This is a genomic window from Streptococcus sanguinis (genome assembly GCF_900635155.1).
GTDB classification, from domain to species: domain Bacteria; phylum Bacillota; class Bacilli; order Lactobacillales; family Streptococcaceae; genus Streptococcus; species Streptococcus sanguinis_G.
The window spans coordinates 975,353-997,518 of sequence record NZ_LR134002.1 but is presented as its reverse complement, the minus strand read 5'-3'; the positions used below and the strand labels follow the sequence as shown (position 1 = coordinate 997,518).

The following is a 22,166-nucleotide window of genomic DNA, read 5'->3' as shown; positions in this document are numbered from 1 at the left end:
ATACTAAGACCGTTAAAAGCAAAGTGAAAATAGGAAAATTGGCGGAGGGGCTCCTGCTCCGAGAAAATTTCATCTTTTTCACACAGCTTTTAGGCCATGTTCAATTCTAACTATAGCCTAACAGATTTAAGATACTTCCGCCCTAGAATTTTTGTACAAGATTTAGAGGGGGATTTTACAAACTATCCCGCAGCTTCTCCACAAAGAGATAAGCCGCAGGACAGGTCAGGGTATTTTTGATTGTCAGATGATTAATCTGATGAATCTTCTTGCGGTCTGTATGGGGAAATTCTCTGCAAGCCTTTGGCCGGACATCGTAGATCGAGCAGAGATTGTCTCCACCTAAAAAAGGACAAGGCATAGCTTTGAAAACCTTGTCACCGTCTTCGTCTACCTGCAGAAATTCCTCTTCAAAAGCCGGCAGCTTCATCTTGAAATACTTGGCAATGCGGACTATGTCGGCTTCTTTAAAGTCTGGTCCCAGCGTCTTACAGCAATTGGCACAGGCTGTACAGTCAATCTCCTCAAAGACCTCATCATGGATTTGCTGGGCTAGTTTATCAAGGTTTTTTGGTGGCTTTTTCTTAAGACTGGCTAAAAATTTTCGGTGCTCTTTCTGCTTCTGCAGAGCTAACTGATGGTACTTTTCAAGGTCGATTTCTTGGGTCATATATTTTTCTTTCTGTATTCAAATTGTTTTTATTATATCATAAAATGAGCGCTCTTAAATGTTGTCAAACCCCAAAAATATGACATATTCCACCTCGCAAAAAAATCTGAGAACCAGTCTCAGATTTGCTTTTTATGAACTTAGAGAGCAATCATCACATGCGGTTGCTAAATGCTTTTTCCACCGTCCTTACTAGTGCTCCAAGTTTCTTCGATATAAGGTATAAACTCATATAAAGTATCTTCATCGCCCTCAAAGGACATCATATAGACCTTATCACCTTGTTTGAAGACCCAAACCGTTAGGTTTTGCGTGGATTTTAAAATAACATTAATCTGAAAGGCTTCATTTCCAGCTACGGTACTCTTTGCTCCCCAAAAATCATCGACTTCCTTATTATCCTTCCAGTGGTAGGCGATCCGTTGGGCAATGGTTTCAGCGTTGAATTCTTCACCTTCTCCAATATTGGCTTTTTCTTTTGTATAAGCATTCATCGTGACAATGTTATAGCCACTTCCATCCGTATACTGGACGCTGTCGCCACCATCTACGTCTGTAAACTTAATCCAATTATCAGGAATACTAATATAGCCATAATCATCAGAGCCGACGCGCATAGTACCAGTTGTCTTTGACGAATCTTTTTCTCTACGACTGCTACTACTTGTATCGCTGTCATCTCTCAGGGAAACCCGACTGGAAGAATCAGATGGTTTCCGACTGCTATAGCTCTTAATAAGGCTACAAGAGGACAGGGAGAGGCCGGTTAAGATAGTCAGGGAGAGCAGAAAGCACTTCTTTTTCATGGTCATTCCTTCCTAAATCTAATAAATTTTACTAATACTAGTTTACCATATTTTTAGGACGAAAGGAAAGAGATACATTGTCACGTCCGATTAATGTCCCGTTTATAAGACTATGCTTTTTTAGCAGCCTTATTCCACTGGTACCATCCGACCAAGCTGTTGATTAAATAGATCAAATATTTTCCTTGAATCTGAAGACTTTCACCCCACCAGAGGTAGATAGAAAAAATATTGGTCGCTGCCCAGAAAATCCACTGTTCGCGATAAACAGCCGTCATCAGGATTTGCCCTACACCATTTGTCGCATCTGTGATTGAATCACGATAAGGACGATTAGCCCCCACAGACTGATAAATCAAACCAAAGACCAACCACCAAAGCACACTGAGTGATAGATATTTTGTCCATCCTTTAGCATCTAGCTTACGAGCAACAAACTCTTGCTTTTCTTTCTTAAACTGACCTTGATAAATCCACACTAAGAGGCCAATTGGCTGCATGATGGTAAAGTAAAGAGTCGTCAGGACCTCACCATAGAAACCTTTCTGCAAAGCCAAAATCAAGTAAATCACAGAATTAATCAAACCAAAGAGGTAATTGCTAGCCCGTCCTTCAGAAACGAAAATCACACAGATAATCCCAGTCAGACTGCAAATCATCCCCGTCCAATCCACGATGCGATGTTCATATATCAGCTCCAGCCAGAGCGGAAAACTCCCTAGAATCAAGAGATAAACCCATTGACCTAGACTGCGATGAGCAAACAAATCGTCCCAGATAAGCTTCAAGGTACCAGAAAAGCCGAGCTTCTTCATGCTAGTCACCATTCGTTTGTAGCCACCAGACATTTCAGAAAGCGTCAGCTTCATGTTTGCGATTTTCTTTTGGATATAAGTATTCATTCTTTCTCCTTTTGTTTTTTAAGAGCCGTGTCAAATTGACTTACGGATGCAACGCTCTATTATTTTCGAACACGCACAAGGTTTGTCTTATACAGTGTTCACATTTTATCATATTCCTATTTCAGAAAATGTCAAGTAAAATCTTAAAAAGATTTCCTAACGTTCGGATTTCAAGAAAAGACCTACAAATTTTTGTAAGTCTTTTTACTTAGATTTGATAGTAGTCGAACGTTTTTTCTGATTTGTTACTATCTATTTGTGAAACATAATTAGCTTCTACACTGAAAAAAACAAGAGACTTAATAAATAGGCCTCTTGTTTTTTAAACTATTATTCGCTGACTGCTCCCTTGCCATCAAGGCTCCAAGTATCTTTCATGTTTGTAATGAAATCATCAAGAGTTTCTTCGTCGCCTTCAAAGGATAGTATATAGACTTTGTCATCTTTTTGGAAAACCAATGTATTAGCAAGTTGCCCCGATTTCAGAATGATGTTTATTTGAAAGGCTTCTATTCCTGAGACAGTACTTTTAGAGCCCCACATCTTCTCAATATTATCTTTTTGACTCCAATTATAGGCTACATGCTGAGCAATTGTTTCTGCATTGAAAGTCTCACCATCTGCTACTTCAGCTTCTGCCTTGGAAACAGCATTCATGGTAACGATATTATAAGCAGAGCCATCTGTATATTGAATAAGTCCCTCAACCTTTGCATCAAAAAATTTAATCCATTTACTTGGAATATCGATATAACCAAACTCAGGAGAACCAACACGTTTTGTTTCTTGACTGGCTTTGCTCTTGCTCTTTTTAGAAGAAGAATTTGAAGAATTCTTTTCCACTTGTGCAATAGAACTAATCGATGAGCTTGATTGTTCATCATTTTGGTCAGATTTGGCACAAGACATAAGAGTAAGTGAAGTCAATACTAGGACTGCTCCAAGCAGATACGATTGTTTCATGATTTTCTCCTTTTGAAATATATTGCCTAGAGAAATAAGACTTTATTCCTCATCCATACTCAGAACGCTGAGGAAGGCTTCTTGTGGGACTTCGACAGAGCCGATAGCTTTCATCCGTTTTTTACCAGCTTTTTGTTTTTCAAGGAGTTTGCGCTTCCGAGAAACGTCACCACCATAACACTTGGCCAAGACATTCTTGCGCAGGGCTTTGATGTCTGTCCGAGCCACGATTTTCTGTCCGATAGCGGCTTGAATGGGTACTTCAAACTGCTGACGAGGAATGATTTTCTTGAGCTTGTCTACAATCAGCTTACCACGCTCATAGGCAAATTCCTTGTGAACGATAAAGCTGAGAGCATCAACCTTGTCGCCATTGAGGAGAATATCCATCTTCACCAGCTTGGACGAGCGATACTCAGAAATTTCATAGTCAAAGCTAGCATAGCCACGAGTAGAGGACTTGAGCTTGTCAAAGAAGTCAAAGACGATTTCAGCAAGTGGGATTTGATAGATGACATTGACCCGATTATCATCGATATAGTCCATGGTCACAAAGTCACCACGCTTGCGCTGAGCCAACTCCATCACCGCTCCGACAAATTCCTGGGGCACCATAATCTGCGCCTTGACATAAGGCTCTTCAATGGAATCAATCTTAGTCGGATCCGGAAACTCGCTCGGATTGGACACATCCAGAGAGGCACCATCCGTCATATTGACCTTATAGATAACAGATGGCGCCGTCATAATCAAATCAATATTGAACTCACGCTCCAAGCGCTCCTGAATGACATCCATGTGCAGCAAACCCAGGAAACCACAACGGAAACCAAATCCTAATGCCTGTGATGTTTCTGGTTCAAACTGCAGACTGGCGTCGTTTAGCTGGAGCTTTTCAAGCGCCTCACGCAGGTCATTGTATTTATTGGACTCGATAGGATAGAGACCAGCGAAAACCATAGGATTCATCTGCTTATAGCCGGCTAATGGCTCCCCAGCTGGATTGTCCGCCAAGGTTACTGTGTCTCCGACTCGGGTATCCTGTACCGTCTTGATAGAGGCTGCGATATAACCAACATCCCCTGTTGCTAGGAAATCACGTCCAACAGCCTTGGGAGTAAAGATGCCGACCTCAGTCACGTCAAAGGTCTTACCATTACTCATGAGCTGAATGGTATCTCCCGGCTTGACCACACCGTCCATAACCCGCACTTGAAGGATTACACCACGATAGGCATCATAGACCGAGTCAAAAATCAAGGCTTTGAGCGGTGCTTCTACACTTCCAGTCGGAGCTGGAACTTTTTCTACTATCTGCTCTAAAATTTCTTCAATTCCGATACCAGACTTGGCAGAAGCCAATACGGCTTCGCTAGCATCCAGTCCAATCACATCTTCAATCTCTGCCCGCACCCGCTCTGGATCTGCAGCTGGCAGGTCAATTTTATTAATAACTGGCAGGATTTCCAAGTCATTATCCAGCGCTAGATAAACATTAGCCAAGGTCTGAGCCTCAATCCCCTGAGCCGCATCCACAACCAAAATAGCCCCTTCGCAGGCCGCTAACGACCGCGATACCTCATAGGTAAAGTCCACGTGTCCCGGCGTGTCAATCAAGTGGAAGATATAGGTTTCACCGTCCTTGGCGGTATAATTGAGCTCGATAGCATTGAGCTTAATGGTGATGCCGCGCTCCCGCTCCAAGTCCATGCTGTCCAAGAGTTGGGCCTGCATTTCCCGACTGGAAACCGTCTCAGTCGCCTCCAAAATCCGGTCAGCCAAGGTTGATTTCCCGTGGTCAATGTGAGCAATGATGGAGAAATTGCGGATCTTCTCCTGACGTTTTTTCAAATCTTCTAAATTCATTTTTCTCATCCTTTTAGGGTATTCTATTTATTATAACACAAGACCAGTGATTTTTCCTATAGACTCGGACTTTCTCTATAAATTATGCTATACTAGTCAGAGAATAATTTTGGAGACACTTTATGATTAAAATTCTTGCACTTGATATGGACGGCACCTTGCTCAACAGCAAAAAAGAAATTCCTCAGGCTCACATTGAGGCTATTCGCCAAGCTATTGAAAAAGGAGTCAAATTGGTTCTTTGCACAGGTCGTCCCTTGGTTGGCGTCAAGCCTTATTATGACAAGCTGGGCCTGGCACAAGAAAACGAATATGTCATCGTGGATAATGGCTGTGCTACTCATCAAACCAGCGACTGGAGTCTGGTGGACTGGCAAGAGCTGAGCGGTCAGGATATTCGCTATCTCTACAGCCTGTCTGAAAATAGCCCTGTCCAGCTGACTCTCTTTGATGAAGAGCATTATTTCGTCGTCGGAGAAAAAGCCAGTTCCTATGTCGTGAATGATGCTAGCTTGGTCTTTACTATTCCAACCGAGATTAGCCTAGAAGAGGCTTGCAGTGGTCAATACAGAATGTTTCAAGCTATGTTTTTAGGCAGCCAAGAGCAGGTAGATGCTTTTGAAGCTGACTTTGGCCAAGAAATCTGCCAGCGTTTCAGCGGCGTTCGCTCCCAGCCAGTCATTTACGAGGCCATGCCAGCCGGTGTGACCAAAGCCTTTGCCCTAGAGCGATTAGCTAAACAATTAGACATCAATCCTCAGGAAATCATGGCAATCGGTGATGCCAACAACGACATCGAGATGCTGGAATATGCAGGTCTCGGTGTTGCCATGGGAAATGCTTCAGACTATGTCAAAAGCCTAGCCGATGCCGTCACAGACAGCTGTGAAGAAAATGGGGTTGCTACTGCTATTGAGAAGTTTATTTTGAATTCATAAAAGTCAAAAAAGAAGAGCAATGTCTCTTCTTTTTTTGTTCTATAACCTTAATACTATGCCGTCTTGGCACTTGGAAATCAAAAAATTTCTATTCCTTTCTCCTTAAGATTTTCCATGCATTCTTGCAGATAGGCTGCGTCATGCTCCAGATAAATGGGATGTTCGAGCTCCTTAGCTGGCAAGTCCTGATAAGGTGGGCAGGTCTTGCCACGGTAGTCCTTATCCAGCCAAAGGGTGTCCGGCTGATAGCCCCGCTTCTGCATCTCTTCCATAATCAGCAGGTGATAGGCGTACAGACGATAAGGACTATGCTCAAAAACATAGTTGACCGTCGCATGCGGCTTGCCCCACCCTCGACCACGTAAGGCCGCACACTCACGGTGCTGGCCTAAAAGCTGCTGGCGCGGAAGTTTTTCAATCAAATCTTGGTGCCAAAGTCTCACGGTATTCTCCTTCTAGAATAATCTTATAAAGTCATCAACGAATATGAACAATCAACTCTTGGGCAGCTTTCCTGCTTTCTCCAGCATTTTCTTGACAAAATACGGCATCTTAACATTCTCACGCCCCTTTTTCTCAATTAGCTTCTTGACGAAATCTGGCATTTTCAGCTCTGCATCCTCTGCAAGAATCTGGCTACTCTCCTCCGATGGCTGTAATTCATCGAAGGTTTCTTCTTCTGGAAAACATTCTTTGAAGGGTTCATGCTCATGGCGGCGGATACTTTGAATCAGGGCATCAATTAGACGGGCATCTGCATTGGGCATAGGCGGTCTATGATAGGCAACACCCAAATCTTCGCAAAGTTCCTTGCACTCCACGTCATTGTCAAAAAGAACCTCTATATGCTCACTGATAAAGCTAATCGGCACAAAAATATAATGCTGCGGATGTGTTTCTTGCTGGCGCATATAGTCCAGTACATCAGGTTTGATCCAAGGGAGCCCAATGTCACTCTCACTCTGCCAAACATTGAGATAATCCTCCTCTGTCAAACCCAACCTGTCAGCAATCAAACGGGCATTGTCATAAATCTGATCAATGTAAGGATCTCCGAAATCCAAGGCCAGAATAGGCACACTGTGGGCTGAAAAGAAAATCTTGAAGGTCTCTTCTCCAACCTCTTCTGTAAGAATCTTTCTCAGTTCCTCTGCCCAATAACCAAGAATAGCTTCTTCCTGATACCATTCCTTAATGATATTAAAGCGGATGGAGTCACTCTGGATAAACTTCTCATAACCCATGACAGAATAGTAAGAAAAATGAGGCTCTAGGATCAAACAGATACAATCCTCAATACCATCCTCTTCCATCTGCTCAATCACATCTGGAATAAAAGGACATGAGAATTTATTGGCAAAATAAACCGCATACTCGCCAGCCAAACGCTGACGAACCTTTTCCACCTCTTCTAGACTGATACGCTGCAGAGGCGTTCCACCGATGAGGACATAGTTATCATAGAGGGTCTGAATTTCATGGTCTTGCGGCCTGACACCGCGGCGAATATTGGTAAAAAATTCAGCCACTCCCTCAAAGCTAATCTCCTCTGGCGAGCCAAAAGTCATCATTAGAATTGCTTTCTTCATCATCTTTCCTCTTCAGTCACTCCGAGAAAGCCAAGCTGGCTTACCAATGACTTGTTTGTAATCACTTTCATTTTAACATCTTAAAAAAGACTTGAATAGACCAAAAAACCTATTCCTTGAAAAGAATAGGGAAATTTAATAATTCAGATATTTTAATATTGGAGGTATGCTTTAATGGTTTGTTGAGTTTTCCAGTTATAAATCAACCTTAAGCAGCCGCCCTAGCTCTTGATAGAGAATCTCTGTAGGCTGATATTCTTTACTTTGCTGGGCAAGGTTTTTCAACTGAGACCAGTCCGTACGATCCGTCAATTCCTTAAAAAGGCGCAGCACTTCTGCATCATTCTTTCTGCGAGAAACCAGCCCCACCTGGGCAAGCTCAGCACGAACGGCATTGTCAAACTGGTCATAATCCTGCGGCAAAATGAGACTGGGAATCTCATGCTCAATACAGGCCATCATGATACCCGTTCCTGCGTGGTGAATAGCAAAATCTATCTTATCCAGAATGTCGGTATAGGGCAGATAATCAAAAAGTAGCAAGTTTTCCGCCAGTTCGCGCGGAGGATTTCCCAGACCACTAGCTTCACCCAAGGTAACGTAAAATAGGTAATCTGGGTAGAGATGACTCAGCTTTTTCGCTCTTTCCACCATTCGCTCCTTCTCCCATTTCAAATGCGTACCGCAAGTCACTAAAACCCGCTTCTTATCGGTCTCAAAATAAGACTCATGGGCTGCAGGCAGGCGATCAAAGGACAAGCATTTGTAGCCAACCCAGCGAAGCTGCTTAGGAAAATCATCTCGAAACTCTAGCTCTTTCATGCCTAAAGCCAAGATAGAGTATGGCGAATAAATAGCTTCTGTGCCGTCTTCCCGATAGAGTTTAAAATCTTGATAGTCTCCCAAACTCTTCTGGACTAAAGCAAAGGCTATTTTCTTTCCACAACGAATAGCTTGCCTGCCTAAGGCATCTCTTAATTTGTACAAGACCCCCTGATGAGGTTTCCAACCTCCCAAATAGGTCGGAGTTGTCGTCCGGCACTCAATCGCAACGGGACTCGGAATCGTAGTTATCCAGGGAATGCCAAAGCGATCAGAAATCAAGCCTGCTGGCGAAGCAACAAAGTCCGCTATGACCAAATCCGGTTTATCTCCCTCTTTCCAAATTCGATTTAATTCGTCTATAACTTCTGGAATTAGTCTAGAATTGGCTCGAAACTGCTGATAGGTAATCAAAGGATTGCTTTGCTGCGGAGTATTAGCGATATCCTCCATCACCGTCGGTCTTTCTGGAAAGAGAGCCAGACAGTCAAAACCGATTTCCTCTACTAACTCTTTCTTTTGACAGCCAGTGATAACCCGAATCTGAAAACGCGGATCCGTTAGCAGAGGCTTGACTAAGGTCAAAGTAGGCAGCAAATGCCCACTAAATGGCACACTAATCACATCAATCTTTATCACTTTTTCTAATCCAGTCATGAACTAATCCTTTCACATCTTCCCTGTATTCATAATCAAAATGATTGCTATCTACCATCACATCAGCTGGATGGCCATCTAAAAATCTGCTGTAAATATCCTTCCTGCCCTTGATGACCAGCAAGTCAATATCCTTGTGATTTAGGACTCTCCGTGAAACAGGCCCCAGCGCAATCACTCTCAGTCTGTACGGCAGATTTTCCTCACCCAAATCCTCCAGCCACTGGGTTAGTATATTGAGTCCCGAGCTCTTGCAGATAATGACAGCCTCCTCTGCATCTAGTAAAGGAGACAAATGCCGCTGCAAAGCCTCCTGAAAGCGAAGATTGCAGAGAGTATCCCAATAGTAACGAATATTGGAAATGGAAGCTGTCAACAAGGAAACTTGAGTTTGTTGCTCATGCTCAAATCTCTGGTTAAAGGGAAAATTACTAGCAACCACTGAGAAACCCGATGGACAAATCTGTTCAAGAAACTTAAGCTGTCCTGCAGTCAGACAAGCGCTCTCCAAATGACTGCTGCCACTGAGAAAAAGCAAGACTCTGCTGGATTTCAACATGGTTTGGTCTGGCGACAGAGCATCCAACTTAGCCAAGTACTGCTTCATCTTACTCATAGCGGATTTTCCCATCCGTCACTCGAATCTTCCTTCCCCGCCAGTTAATCAGAGGCGGACTAAGCAAGACATAGAGGAAAAGCCAAGGCAAGATAAGGTCATTCAGTACCTCGTAAAACACCTCATCCAGATACGGCCGGCCGGATAGAATGTGACGACGATAAGCCAGCATCCAAACCGCCTTGACCAAGAGCAAAAGCAAAGCCAGCAGCACAAAAGGCCAGCCAAGAAAGAAACTAATGAGCAAGGCAGGAAGGGGCAGGAAACTAGGCAATGCAATTAAAATAATAACCTTCCAGTCCAAGTGCTCCTTCAGATAGATAGAGCTAAAAAGCAGCCAACGCTTCATCTGCAGTAAATATTGCTTGGCATCCTTGATAGTAGTCCGAACATTACAGGTCACCCGCGTCTGGATAATCTCCACTCCCTTGCTGCGCAGAAAATCCGCTACAGCCAAATCATCACATAGATAGTCTTTAATAGCACTGAAAAGCTTCTGCTCTCTAGACAATTCAAGTGGCAGAATGTAGAACATGCCATTAATCGAGTGATTAGCTTTGACTTCTGCCATGGTAAAATAGGTAATGAAAGAATTTCCATTGACAAAAGCTGCCACTAGCTTGGACCAGAAATTGCTTCGCTCCTGATTATAGGGAATGCCGGTCAAAATAACATTCTCACCTAGATAATCTGTCAACTCCCCCATTTTTGAAAAATCAATAACGCTGTCGTCGTCGAGAACAATCAGATAAGGCCGGGTCAGCTCATCTATAATCTGCTCAATCTTATAACTCTTAGGATTAATCCCCTGAGGGACATCCTCCATGAGAAAAACGCGAATGCGCTGGGCATAAGAGGGATTTCGACAAATCTTATCAGCCACTCGCTGAGCTTCTGGATCAGACTGATCAATCAGCCAATAAAACTCAACCGCTTCTGTCTGCTGGATATTGGCTAATAAATCATTTTCCAAACGAGGGTCACCAGATAGGATGGGCTGAACCACCGTATAAAGCTCCTCTTGAAAGACTGATGTGCTGCTCTGCCCTTTTTTCAAATAAGTCAAAGACAAGAGCCAACGCAAGATAAAGAGAAGCAGGTAAGCAGCAGTCAGCAGGAAAAAAATAAGTTTCATGATTAAAGCCCCTTTCGTAGATAAGCACCAATCAAACGGATAATCCATCTTTGCGGAAGTAGCTTCATGAGCCAAGCCAGTAGTCGATATCTCTTGCCAACTATAGCATAGGAACGGCCTTGATGAAGCAGTCTGATAATGTGTCGTGCTGCTATCTCCGGGCTCATCTGCAACTGACTTCCACCTAAAGCATCCTGTAGCTCTGGAGGAAAGATAGCAGTCTGAACCGGTCCTAGTATGTAAAGGCAGACTTTCACTTCAGAGCCTTTGAGGCGCAGCTCTTCTTGCAAGGCTAGACAGTAAGTCTGCAAAGCGGCCTTGCTAGAGCTGTAAGCCGCCAGATAAGGATGGGGACAAAGGGCTGCCAGAGAGGAAAGTTGGACTAGCCTTATCTTGCGATTGCGATCCGCAACCTGCTTCATCAGTCGAACCGCCGCTTGGTAATTAACCTGCCAGATAGCATTTTCATCTGCTTCTGAAAGAGATAGCGCTGGACCAAAATTAGCCAGACCGCAGCAATTAATCACTAGATCCGCCTCTAGCTGCTGAGCAAAATCGTCCACAGCAGCTGCATCCAGCAAATCCAAAACTCTGCAGGAAAGCTTAGCTCTAACTCCAGACAGGTCCTCTTGCAACTGAGTGAGCTTAGCTTCATCTCTGCCGACCAAGACCAGCTGGTCTGTCCTTTGAGCCAGTTCTCTAGCCAGCTGACGACCTATACCTCCCGAAGCACCCAAAATCACAGCTTTGCTGATTGTTTTTTCCATTTGCATAGATATAGTTTACCAGATTTTGACAAGATATAAAACTAATTGCTAGATTTTACCTTTGCCCTCAAGAAACGAAAAACATTTCTCACTCTCTCCTGAATATGCTAAAATAGACTTAAATGAAATGAAAAAGGAGCATTTATGAAATATCCTAATCTTTTAGAGCGTTTTCTGACCTATGTCAAGGTCAACACGCGCTCAGACGAGACATCTACTACTACACCCAGCACCCAGAGTCAGGTGGACTTTGCCAACAAGGTTCTCATCCCTGAAATGAAGCGAGTCGGCTTGGAAAATGTATACTACCTGCCCAACGGCTTTGCGATTGGAACTCTGCCAGCCAATGACTCTAGCTTTACCTGCAAAATTGGCTTTATTTCACACATGGATACGGCGGACTTCAACGCAGAAAATATCCAGCCACAGGTCATTGAGAATTATGACGGCGGTGTGATTCCGCTGGGGCAATCCGGCTTTAGCTTAGATCCTGCTGACTTTGCCAGTCTCCATAAATACAAGGGTCAAACCTTAATTACGACTGACGGAACCACCCTTTTGGGAGCAGATGACAAGTCAGGTATTGCTGAAATCATGACGGCTATCGAATACCTGTCTGCCCATCCAGAAATCAAGCACGGAGAAATCCGAGTTGGCTTTGGACCAGACGAAGAAATCGGTATCGGTGCTGATAAGTTTGACGCAGAAGACTTTGATGTAGACTTTGCCTACACAGTAGATGGCGGCCCTCTAGGAGAACTCCAGTACGAAACCTTTAGTGCTGCTGGAGCAGAATTGACCTTCCAAGGCCGCAATGTCCATCCGGGAACTGCTAAAGACCAGATGGTTAATGCTCTCCAGCTGGCTATTGACTTCCACAACCAGCTGCCAGAAGCCGACCGACCAGAGAAGACCGAGGGCTACCAAGGCTTCTACCACCTGATGAACCTGACCGGGACTGTCGAAGAAGCCCAAGCTAGCTATATTGTCCGTGACTTTGAGACTGATGCTTTTGAAAATCGCAAAGCTGCTATGCAGGCCATTGCTGATAAGATGAACCAAGAGCTGGGCAGCGAGCGCGTTATCCTGACTCTCAAGGACCAGTATTACAACATGAAGCAGGTCATTGAAAAGGACATGACACCTATCCATATCGCCAAAGCAGTCATGGAAAGTCTGGACATCCAGCCTATTATCGAGCCTATCCGTGGCGGAACTGATGGCTCTAAAATTTCCTTTATGGGCATCCCGACCCCTAACCTCTTTGCCGGCGGCGAAAACATGCACGGCCGCTTCGAATATGTCAGCCTAGAAACCATGGAACGCGCTGTTGATACCATCATCGGCATTGTTTCCTATCAAGATTAAAAACGAAACCACAGAAATTCACGAGGAATTTCTGTGGTTTTTCGTGATTTGCAGAGAATAATATATTCGGATAATTTAAACACTTTACTCCTAAACATTTCTTATCAACTATCATTCCGTGAACTTATTTTGTGTTTTCTTATATTCTTTCGATTTTTCTCCATACCAGTCCTTAACTGTGTAGCCAAATTGTTTCCGATATTGTTCGGAATATTTAAAGAGATAGTATCCTCTCAGAATGTCAATAGAAAAAACATATATAGCAAATAAAAGAATCGCAGGCACAAAAGGTGTGACAATAGCATTAATTGCTCCCCTAGTATCACTTCCTGTCGAACGATCAAATAGTGCTAAAAAAGCAGTAATTCCCGTTCCCCCTATAAAAATAAGGCCATCAGATACTTTCTCCGTAAACAAAGCTGATAAAGGAACAAATGGTTCCCGATTTTCTATAGATTCTCTTATTTTTCTAGGAACGGTTCTCATGAGATAATAGCAGACAATTACAAACAGAAATCCCGATAGAATTCCTAGAAGATTTCTTCGTGAAGCTATTGATAAAGTTAAACAAATTTCCATTATGAATATTAACAAAAGCATATAACAAAAAGTTATATATTTTAAAATCATTGGATTGTTTCTATATTTTATAGAGGAAATAATATAAATGATGTAAAACATAAGGAACATAAGAATTAAAGGTACATTGAACCAACTGAAATTTTGAGTAGTATATATAGTATCACCGCTTAATAGTACAGGAACTACTAAAGATAAAACATATAGCAAGATTGAAAACAATGCAAATCCTATGAATCTTTTATAATTTCCTTTCGTCTTTACTTTAGTTACAATATCTTCATTAACGAAAGATTGACTTTCTTCAAATGTATAATTGAATAATCTCATTTTAATATTCCTCTCCAAGCAATGGTCAAATCATTCCAATAATAAGCATACCTTGCCAATCCTTATTATTTTCTCTGTTTATTCTAACACAATATCAATCAAATAAGTATAGGGTTGTGAAAATCAAAAACGAATGATGGTCTTAGACTTGGCTTGGTCTTCATCATTCGTTTTATTGTTATTTTACATCAAAATGTAAGCTTAGCTAATCTGAATAGTTTTTAGCTGGCCATCTGCTCCTGTAAAGCTGATGCTTCTGCTTGCTGGATTATAGCTAAAAGTCTCTGGACTGACACCGTAGAGCTGAGAAAGGTCCTGCAATTTCTGGTTGAATGCTTCCTCTGTCATGCCAAAACTCGCTGCTAAGCTTGATTGACCAGCTGGGTTTGCAGTTGTCGAAGCTTCTGATGGTTTGTCAGATTGGTTTTGAGCTGCTTCTCCAGTGGCAGATTCGGAAGGTAGATTGCCATTTTGCGCAGCATCTGGAGCACTGCTGCTGGCTGGCTGACCAGAAGCAGGTTGTTCAGACGGTGCTTCCAGGAAGCCTTTTTGCACCGCATACGCATCTGCTGCTTGGCGCTCAGCTTCTGACAAGTCCTTCTTGTAAATATAGTGCTCGTGGTCCAGATGAGCTACCCGATAGCCTTGCTCATCCGCTCCGACCATATCCTGCAGATTAAAGTGATAGCCATCATCGTCCCTATGCTGAGAATCAGACTCGTTTGTTCCCTCAGGATGGACGAGTGACTGCTGGAAGGCCAGGATTTCCTTGAGAAGCTCTTTCTTGTCAGTAGCTCTCTGTCCAAGCTTATCAAAAAGCTGGTCCAGCTGCTGGTATTGCTGCTCACTTCCTTGATTCTTTTCCAAATACTGATGGATAGACATGAGCAGATTATAAAGCTGCTGATAAACTTCCTGATTTTCCGTATTAGACGGCTCTTCCTTTTGCCCAGCAATGGTCCGGCTCATCTGGTCCAAAAGCTGCTGACTTGCTGCCAGCAGAGTTTGCTTGTCTGAGCTGCTGCTCTTTAACTCTTTACCTAATTCCAAGATTCTAGCTGCATAGTCTGCCCGGCTGTTTTGGTCCTTTACTTCTCCAAGTAGTTCCTGCGCTTTTCCAAGGAAGACAAGTGCTTGAGCGCTCTTTTCGCTATCATCCGAGGTGCCAAAATCGTCATAAATACCCTTCAAAAAGTCATAAATCATGGCTTTGTAGGTTGGCTGATCTGGCTCTCCCTGATCCAGCTCTGTCTTTTCAGAGGATGGAGAAGGCTGACCGCTAGCAAGGGCAGCTGCAATCTCTTTTTTAGTCTGATAGAGAGCGGGGAAAAGCTGCTGGAGATTGGTCGCTTCTATAAAGGCTTGAGACTTATAGAGAGTCAAGGTCAGCCCAGCTGCTTTTCTGCGCAGCTCAGGGCTCAAACGCCCATCCTCCAAAGCTTGGTAGAAATAACGAATGTAATCAACCGCTGTGACGCCTGTCCGATCATGATAATCTTCTAAAGCGGATAGTAATTGTCCAAGCTCTGCCATTTCATCTTGATTCTGGCTGGCATATGCCTTTTGCAGACGCTGTAGCAAGTCAGCTTTCTTCAATGCATAGCTATCCGTATCAAGTCGGTTCATTCTCTCCAAAAGCCCTTGATAGGTCTTGTCCAGCTCGGTCTCTTGAATTGGCTTGACCGTCTGATCCACATGGATAAACTGCTTATCAAAGTTATCCAGACTGTTCAGATAACCAGCTGTTGAGTTGCTAGGCAGCTTCTTCATAGTTTCCACAAACTGTCCCAAAGCTAGCTCAATCCGCCGCTGCATCAGAGGATCATCGGCATAGAGACGCTGACTGTCTGCTTTTAGGCTTTCTACTTTTCGCAAAACAGCAGCCTCATCATAATCGCCTTGCTCATACTTAGATTGAATCTGCGACAGGCGATTTTTCAAGGCTTCTGCAGCGCCCTTGGACTGGATCTTGATATAGTGATTGTGGTCGCCATGAGGAATGACAAACTGACCATCTTCAACTTGCAGACTGTAAGGCGACAGACCTGAGCGAAGGGCTGTTGTGTAGAGCTCATTCATGAAGTCCAGCTCTGCATTGCCCGTTACCAGGGGAATGCGGACATGCTCCTTGCGGACAGCATAGGGGTGGATATGAGTCGGATCATAGGCTTGGTCAGGGTTATTAAAGACAAAGAAACCATTTGAGATGCGAACCGCTTCTTTGGGAACGCCATAGGTTTGGCAGATATAAGAAATCTTTTCCTCATCGCTGGCATCGCGTGAATAGCGTTCAGCGTCATTGACTGCTGCAGATGGTTTTGCTGGCTGCTGCTTGGCCAAGACCTTCTCAGCTGCTTGAATCTGTTCAGCAGTTAAGTCTTTCTTGTAAAAGTAATGAGCATGATCTCCGTGCGATACCATGTAGCCTTGGTCGTCCTTGCCAATGACAGACTCCGCATGAAAACCATGGTCGTGATCAGGCTGTGACGGTAGCTGAGGCTTCAAAGCTTGCAGTGGATCTCCCAGAGGCTGGTAAATATATCCAATAGGAATCAAACGGGCAATCTTCGCTTCCAAGTCTGACAGCTTGTCATAAGGAATAAAATGATGATGGTCTCCGTGGGGGATAACGACCCCATTTTCTGTCCGGCGGCTGATTTTCAGTGGGTCAAAGACCACACCGTCCCCTTCATGATAGCGCTGAGATTGAGGCAGGGCATAGAGTTGCTGCAGCAGACTTGGCAAGGATGGCTGAGACGGCTGGAGCGGATTGGACGGACTCGGCTGAATTGCCTCTATGCTAGGACTTGGCTGCTCAATCTTTGAATGATTTGGCAGCTGTGGAGTCGGATTTGAGACTAGTCCACCCTGATTGATAGCACTATTCTGATTCCAAGTATCGGAAGAAGCAATCGTCCTGTTGTAGACAGGCTGATTCACCCGTCCGCCGGCCTGCCTGCTATTCCAGTAGCTCTGAGCCGCAGCCAATTCTGCCGGCGACAAGTCTCTCTTGGGAATGTAGTGAAAATGGCCGCCATGCGGCACGATAAAAGCATCGCCAGTATCCTCGATGACGTCAGAGGGGCTGAAAGTATAACCGTCATCCGTTTTATATCCCCCTTGCCCTTGGTGGGAAATTCCTGCAAGGTCTGCTGCCGTCTTTCCCGCAGCTAAGGACTTGCTAGGTTGACTGAAATCGCGAGTTCTGCTTGATTTTGTAGTGGAAGATTTGCCACTATCGCCTTCTTCCTTGGTCTTATGCAGCTTCTTCTGCCGTGCAATCTCATCTACCGAGCGGACATTACTGGTATGCTTGGCATCCTTGAGGTAGAGATAATACTTCCCATCTAGCTTGATGATATAGCCATCCTTGACCTCATTGACAATATCCGCTTCCTGCAGCGTGTAGTTAGGATCTCGTATAATCAGCTCTTCGCTGATAATGGCATCAAAAGGAACCTTCCCGTCAAAGTAATGATAATGGTCTCCATGGGAAGTGACATAGCCCTGATCTGTGATTTTCACGACGATTTGCTCTGCTTCAATACCTTCTTCATCATTGATTTGGTCAGGTGTCAAATTTTTATTTTTATCCGTCTTGTCACCCGAAGTCTTGTCCTCAATATAGGCTACTTTGTTATCTTTGGTCTGGGGTCGAGGCTGAGATTGCCATTGGATAAGCCCGTAAGTTCCGAGACCAAGAGCTAATACAGTAGCTGAAGCAAGGAAATATTTCTTTTTCATGGTTGTCTTTTATCCTTTCAAATCTTTAGCTAAAACAGCTAGATTTTTTTCTAAATTTTCTAAATAAGATAGTTGATTGGCTGGGTCTGCTTCCAGAGGATTCAGCTCCTTGATTTGTACACCGGTCGCCTTGACCAAGGTTTGAGCCACTTTGGAAGAAGCATTGCTTTCCACAAAAATGGTCTTCACCTGGTGCTCCTTGACAAAGTCTTCTATCTCTGTCAGCTGGCGCGGACTAGGCTCCTGCTCCGGTGAAATACCAGCAATACCCAGCTGGGCCAGCCCGAATCGCTTGGCTAGATAAGAAAAGGCAGTATGCTGGGTGACAAAGGTTTTGTTGGACACTTTATCAAAAATCTTCTGATAGCGCTCCGTCAACTCCTTGGCCTCTTCTTGAAATTTTCGGGCATTGGCCTGGTAAGTATCCCGATGGTCACTATCCAACTCCGACAGCCTGTCGGCGATAATCTGGGCTTCCTCCGCAGCCTTCTGAGGATCCAACCAGGTATGGGGGTCAAAGAGCGTCTTCTCATCCACTCCCTCTCCCGCTTGGACATCTTCCAAGCCAGCGACTCGATCCAGCTCCATTCCCTGAGAAGCCTCAAGGACTTGAACCTTGGAATTCTTGAGACTAGGATTCAGCTCTCCAGCCCAGGACTCCAAAGTCCGCGAGTGATAGACAAAGACATCTGCATCATAGATGGCTGCTACGTCATTGGCTGAAGGCTCAAAATCATGAATACCGCTGCTAGACTGAATCATGCGCACGTCATTCAAATCGCCCGATATAGCCTTAACCATGGAGTAAATAGGATAAAAGCTGGTTACAATCCTCAATCCTTGCGACGTACTGGATGGACTGGATTCCTTTTGAGACTGACAAGCCCAGAGACACAAGACCAGGGCCAGCATGCTAAGGCAAGCTGAGAATTTTAAAGCTCGTTTCATAATATCTCCTTAACTCATTATTAACCAGTTTATTAACTGGTTAATATCATACACTTTGTCAACTTCTTTGTCAAGTTTTTTAAGAAAATAAAGAAAAAAGGAAGTAGGATTCTTTCCCACTTCCTCTTTGCTTTTAATTCATTATATTTGAAAGGTTATTTACTATCACTATTCAAGGACAGAATAAGCTTATACAGATTCATTTTTCAAGCTTAACTGTATGAGATTACTTTTCCGACTTTGAGACTGTCAAATGACAATCTGGAACTGAAAACTCCATCTCTAAATCGCTTCTGTAGTGAAACTGCGGCTTTCCAGTACCTTCAGCATGGCATCAGCTGTGTCCAAGGCGGTAAAGAGAGGCACTCCATGCTCAATCGCTGAGCTACGGATAATTTGACCATGCTTGTCTGCTGTCCGCTTAGTTCCGACCGTGTTGATAATAGCCTGAACCTTGCCCTTGCGGATATAGGCTGGGATGTCCTTGTTATCATCACTGCCGATTTTTTCCACCAGACGAACATGGAGACCATGATTTTCAAAATAGGAGGCTGTTCCCTTTGTTGCCCAGATACCATAGCCAATATTGGCAAAACGCTGAGCTAGCTGCAGGGCTTCTTCCTTGCTATCATCTGCAATAGTAAAGACGACATTTCCAAAGTTTGGCAAATGGAGATAGGAAGCCTCAAAAGCCTTGTAGAGTGCTTTTTCAAGCGTGCGATCACTGCCCATAACTTCGCCGGTAGACTTCATCTCTGGTCCCAAAAGACTGTCAACCTTCGCCAACTTAGTAAAAGAGAAGACTGGCGCCTTGATATGAACCATGGAACTTTCTGGATGAAGGCCGTCTTCATAACCCAGCTCTGCCAGACTTTCTCCAAGGATCAAACGAGTCGCTACTTGCGCCATCGGAATATCGGTCACCTTGGACAAGAAAGGAACGGTCCGGCTGGCACGCGGATTGACCTCAATGACATAGACCTGCTCATCTTTGATGACGAACTGAATATTCATCATGCCGATACAGTTCAATCCTAGAGCCAAACGTTTGGTATAGTCTGCAATAGTATCCTTGACTTTCTGAGATAAGGTTTGCGGCGGATAGGCTGCCATGGAATCCCCTGAGTGAACTCCTGCACGCTCGATATGCTCCATAATCCCTGGAATCAAGACCTGACGGCCATCAGAAATGGCATCCACTTCGCACTCATCCCCAACAATGTAAGAATCGACCAAAACCGGATGGTCTGGACTGGCCTTAACCGCTGTTCTCATATAAGAACGTAGATCCGCTTCGTTTTCTACGATTTCCATGGCACGGCCACCCAAGACATAGGAAGGTCGCACCAGAACAGGGAAGCCAATCTTACGAGCAGCCTCTACTGCCTCCTCTTCATTAGTGGCCGTCTGACCCGGCGGCTGCGGAATATCCAGCTCCTTCAGCGCTTGCTCAAAGAGATCCCGGTCCTCAGCTCGATCCAAGTCCGCTACTTGGGTGCCTAAAATCTTAACACCAGCCTTGGACAGAGGCTCTGCCAGATTAATAGCTGTCTGCCCGCCAAACTGTACGATAACACCCTTAGGCTGCTCCAGCTCAATAACATTCATGACATCTTCAAAGGTCAACGGCTCAAAGTAGAGCTTGTCAGAGACAGAAAAGTCAGTTGATACAGTCTCTGGATTACTGTTCATGATAATCGCTTCATAACCAGCTGCCTGAATAGCTTTTACAGAATGAACGGTCGCATAGTCAAACTCGACTCCCTGCCCGATTCGGATAGGACCAGAGCCCAGTACCAGAACTGATTCCTTGCTGGATTTGACAGATTCATTTTCAAAACCATAGGTGGAGTAGAAATAAGGCGTCGCAGACTCGAACTCAGCAGCACAGGTATCCACCATCTTGTAAACCGGCACAATCTTTTGCTCCTGCCGGATGCGACGCACCTGCTCAGCTGTCATACCCCACAAGGATGCAATCTTAGTATCCGCAAAGCCATTTTGCTTGGCTTTCTTAAGCACATAGCTATCTCCGATATGACTGGCCAGCTCCTGCTCAATTTCGTAAATATGGAGCAGCTTATCCAGGAAAAAGACATCAATCTTGGTCAGCTCGGCAATTTCATCCGTACTGTAACCACGACGAATAGCCTCTGAGATGTAGAAAATCCGGTCGTCTTGCGCCTTGACAATCTTCCTCATCAGCTCATCATCGCTTACTTGACTGAGAGCAGGCAACTCATTGTGGTCCACACCAACTTCCAGAGAGCGGCAAGCCTTGAGCAGACTCTCCTCGATATTGCGGCCGATAGCCATGACTTCGCCGGTCGCCTTCATCTGGGTTCCCAGACGGCGCTCACCCTGCTCGAACTTATCAAATGGAAAGCGCGGAATCTTAGCGACCACATAGTCCAGAGCCGGCTCAAACATAGCATAAGTAGAACCTGTCACCGGATTAATGATTTCATCCAATGTAAGCCCTACTGCGATTTTTGCTGCCAACTTGGCAATCGGATAGCCAGTCGCCTTAGAGGCCAGGGCTGATGAGCGGGAAACCCGTGGATTGACCTCGATTACATAGTATTTGAAACTATGCGGATCCAGAGCCAGCTGCACATTACAGCCACCCTCAATCTTCAGCGCACGGATAATCTTGAGACTGGCATCCCGCAGCATCTGGTATTCATAATCTGAGATGGTCTGACTAGGTGCAAAAACGATAGAATCCCCTGTGTGGATGCCGACTGGGTCAAAGTTTTCCATGTTACAGACGACCAGCGCATTGTCAGCACCATCCCGCATGACTTCGTATTCGATTTCTTTAAAGCCAGCTATGGAGCGCTCGATCAGACACTGGGTAACCGGAGAGAGTTTGAGGCCATTTTCTGCGATTTCTTGCAGCTCTTCTTCATTGCTACAGATACCGCCGCCAGTTCCTCCCAGTGTAAATGCCGGACGGACAATGACTGGATAGCCGATGCCAGCCGCAAATTCCAGTGCTTCATCCACTGTATTGACAATTTCTGACTCAGGGATGGGCTGGCCTAGCTCTTCCATCAGCTGCTTGAAGAGATCCCGGTCTTCCGCTTGGTCAATGGCCGACAGCTTGGTTCCTAAGAGCTCTACTCCCAGCTCTTCTAAAAGCCCTGACTTGGATAATTCCATGGCCATATTGAGTCCGGTCTGGCCGCCCAGAGTAGGCAGAAGAGCATCTGGCCGCTCCTTACGCAAAATCCGCGCAACAAACTCCAGTGTGATGGGCTCGATATAAACCCGGTCCGCAATTTCCTTATCCGTCATGATGGTTGCTGGGTTAGAATTAACCAAGACAACACTGTAACCCTCTTCTTTCAAGGACAGGCAAGCTTGAGTTCCTGCATAGTCAAACTCCGCAGCCTGACCGATAACGATAGGACCAGAACCGATGACCATAATTTTCTGAATATCTTTACGTTTTGGCATAGTG

The 22,166-nt window shown here is 44.6% G+C and carries 17 protein-coding genes; 2 read left to right on the top strand and 15 right to left on the bottom strand.

The annotated features are described in order from the left end of the window. Window positions 1-175: 175 nt before the first annotated feature. The 5 genes from ELZ47_RS05110 to lepA form a co-directional block, all read right to left on the bottom strand. The gene (locus tag ELZ47_RS05110) at window positions 176-670 is read right to left on the bottom strand and encodes a YkgJ family cysteine cluster protein (protein WP_125332435.1); all 495 of its coding nucleotides are present in this window, start codon (window positions 668-670) and stop codon (window positions 176-178) included. 167 nt (window positions 671-837) lie between these two features. After that, the gene (locus ELZ47_RS05105) at window positions 838-1,482 is read right to left on the bottom strand and encodes a hypothetical protein (RefSeq protein WP_125332437.1); all 645 of its coding nucleotides are present in this window, start codon (window positions 1,480-1,482) and stop codon (window positions 838-840) included. A 104-nt stretch (window positions 1,483-1,586) separates the two neighbouring features. Then, complete coding sequence (gene pnuC, locus ELZ47_RS05100; protein ID WP_002895303.1) at window positions 1,587-2,378, bottom strand: nicotinamide riboside transporter PnuC; 792 nt, start codon at window positions 2,376-2,378, stop codon at window positions 1,587-1,589. A gap of 330 nt (window positions 2,379-2,708) precedes the next feature. Beyond that, a complete protein-coding gene (locus ELZ47_RS05095) occupies window positions 2,709-3,341 on the bottom strand; it encodes a hypothetical protein (protein WP_125331403.1) in 633 nt (210 codons plus the stop codon). A 42-nt stretch (window positions 3,342-3,383) separates the two neighbouring features. Further along, entirely contained in the window at window positions 3,384-5,207 is a 1,824-nt protein-coding gene (lepA, locus tag ELZ47_RS05090; RefSeq protein ID WP_164549560.1) for a translation elongation factor 4, read from the bottom strand. Window positions 5,208-5,329: 122 nt separating this feature from the next. On the opposite strand from lepA, the gene ELZ47_RS05085 reads away from it, so the two are divergent. Then, on the top strand, window positions 5,330-6,145 hold the full coding sequence (locus ELZ47_RS05085) for a Cof-type HAD-IIB family hydrolase (protein WP_125331401.1): 816 nt from the start codon (window positions 5,330-5,332) through the stop codon (window positions 6,143-6,145). Window positions 6,146-6,222: 77 nt separating this feature from the next. Here ELZ47_RS05085 and ELZ47_RS05080 read toward each other — a convergent pair whose 3' ends face one another. The 6 genes from ELZ47_RS05080 to ELZ47_RS05055 form a co-directional block, all read right to left on the bottom strand. After that, window positions 6,223-6,588: a TIGR02328 family protein gene (locus tag ELZ47_RS05080; protein WP_125331400.1), complete on the bottom strand. Its 366-nt coding sequence runs from the start codon at window positions 6,586-6,588 to the stop codon at window positions 6,223-6,225. A 51-nt stretch (window positions 6,589-6,639) separates the two neighbouring features. Beyond that, the gene (hemH, locus tag ELZ47_RS05075; protein WP_164549633.1) at window positions 6,640-7,734 is read right to left on the bottom strand and encodes a ferrochelatase; all 1,095 of its coding nucleotides are present in this window, start codon (window positions 7,732-7,734) and stop codon (window positions 6,640-6,642) included. Between the two features lie 195 nt (window positions 7,735-7,929). Next, window positions 7,930-9,213, bottom strand: a complete 1,284-nt coding sequence (locus tag ELZ47_RS05070; protein WP_125331398.1) for a glycosyltransferase — start codon at window positions 9,211-9,213, stop codon at window positions 7,930-7,932. Next, on the bottom strand, window positions 9,182-9,829 hold the full coding sequence (locus ELZ47_RS05065; protein ID WP_164549559.1) for a hypothetical protein: 648 nt from the start codon (window positions 9,827-9,829) through the stop codon (window positions 9,182-9,184). Before ELZ47_RS05065 ends, ELZ47_RS05070 begins: the two co-directional genes overlap by 32 nt. Then, window positions 9,822-10,964, bottom strand: a complete 1,143-nt coding sequence (locus ELZ47_RS05060) for a glycosyltransferase (RefSeq protein WP_164549558.1) — start codon at window positions 10,962-10,964, stop codon at window positions 9,822-9,824. The genes ELZ47_RS05065 and ELZ47_RS05060 overlap by 8 nt, the downstream gene beginning before the upstream one ends. Window positions 10,965-10,966: 2 nt before the next feature. Further along, a complete protein-coding gene (locus tag ELZ47_RS05055; protein ID WP_125331395.1) occupies window positions 10,967-11,737 on the bottom strand; it encodes an SDR family NAD(P)-dependent oxidoreductase in 771 nt (256 codons plus the stop codon). A gap of 138 nt (window positions 11,738-11,875) precedes the next feature. Between ELZ47_RS05055 and pepT the strand changes: the two genes are divergently transcribed. After that, the gene (gene pepT / locus ELZ47_RS05050) at window positions 11,876-13,099 is read left to right on the top strand and encodes a peptidase T (protein WP_125331394.1); all 1,224 of its coding nucleotides are present in this window, start codon (window positions 11,876-11,878) and stop codon (window positions 13,097-13,099) included. A 111-nt stretch (window positions 13,100-13,210) separates the two neighbouring features. Here pepT and ELZ47_RS05045 read toward each other — a convergent pair whose 3' ends face one another. The 4 genes from ELZ47_RS05045 to carB form a co-directional block, all read right to left on the bottom strand. Continuing rightward, window positions 13,211-14,008: a hypothetical protein gene (locus ELZ47_RS05045; RefSeq protein WP_125331393.1), complete on the bottom strand. Its 798-nt coding sequence runs from the start codon at window positions 14,006-14,008 to the stop codon at window positions 13,211-13,213. 201 nt (window positions 14,009-14,209) lie between these two features. Then, the gene (locus ELZ47_RS05040) at window positions 14,210-17,752 is read right to left on the bottom strand and encodes a pneumococcal-type histidine triad protein (protein WP_126435470.1); all 3,543 of its coding nucleotides are present in this window, start codon (window positions 17,750-17,752) and stop codon (window positions 14,210-14,212) included. A gap of 9 nt (window positions 17,753-17,761) precedes the next feature. Continuing rightward, the gene (locus tag ELZ47_RS05035) at window positions 17,762-18,700 is read right to left on the bottom strand and encodes a metal ABC transporter solute-binding protein, Zn/Mn family (protein ID WP_125331391.1); all 939 of its coding nucleotides are present in this window, start codon (window positions 18,698-18,700) and stop codon (window positions 17,762-17,764) included. 282 nt (window positions 18,701-18,982) lie between these two features. Then, complete coding sequence (carB, locus tag ELZ47_RS05030) at window positions 18,983-22,162, bottom strand: carbamoyl-phosphate synthase large subunit (protein WP_126435468.1); 3,180 nt, start codon at window positions 22,160-22,162, stop codon at window positions 18,983-18,985. Between the last annotated feature and the right edge of the window lie 4 nt (window positions 22,163-22,166).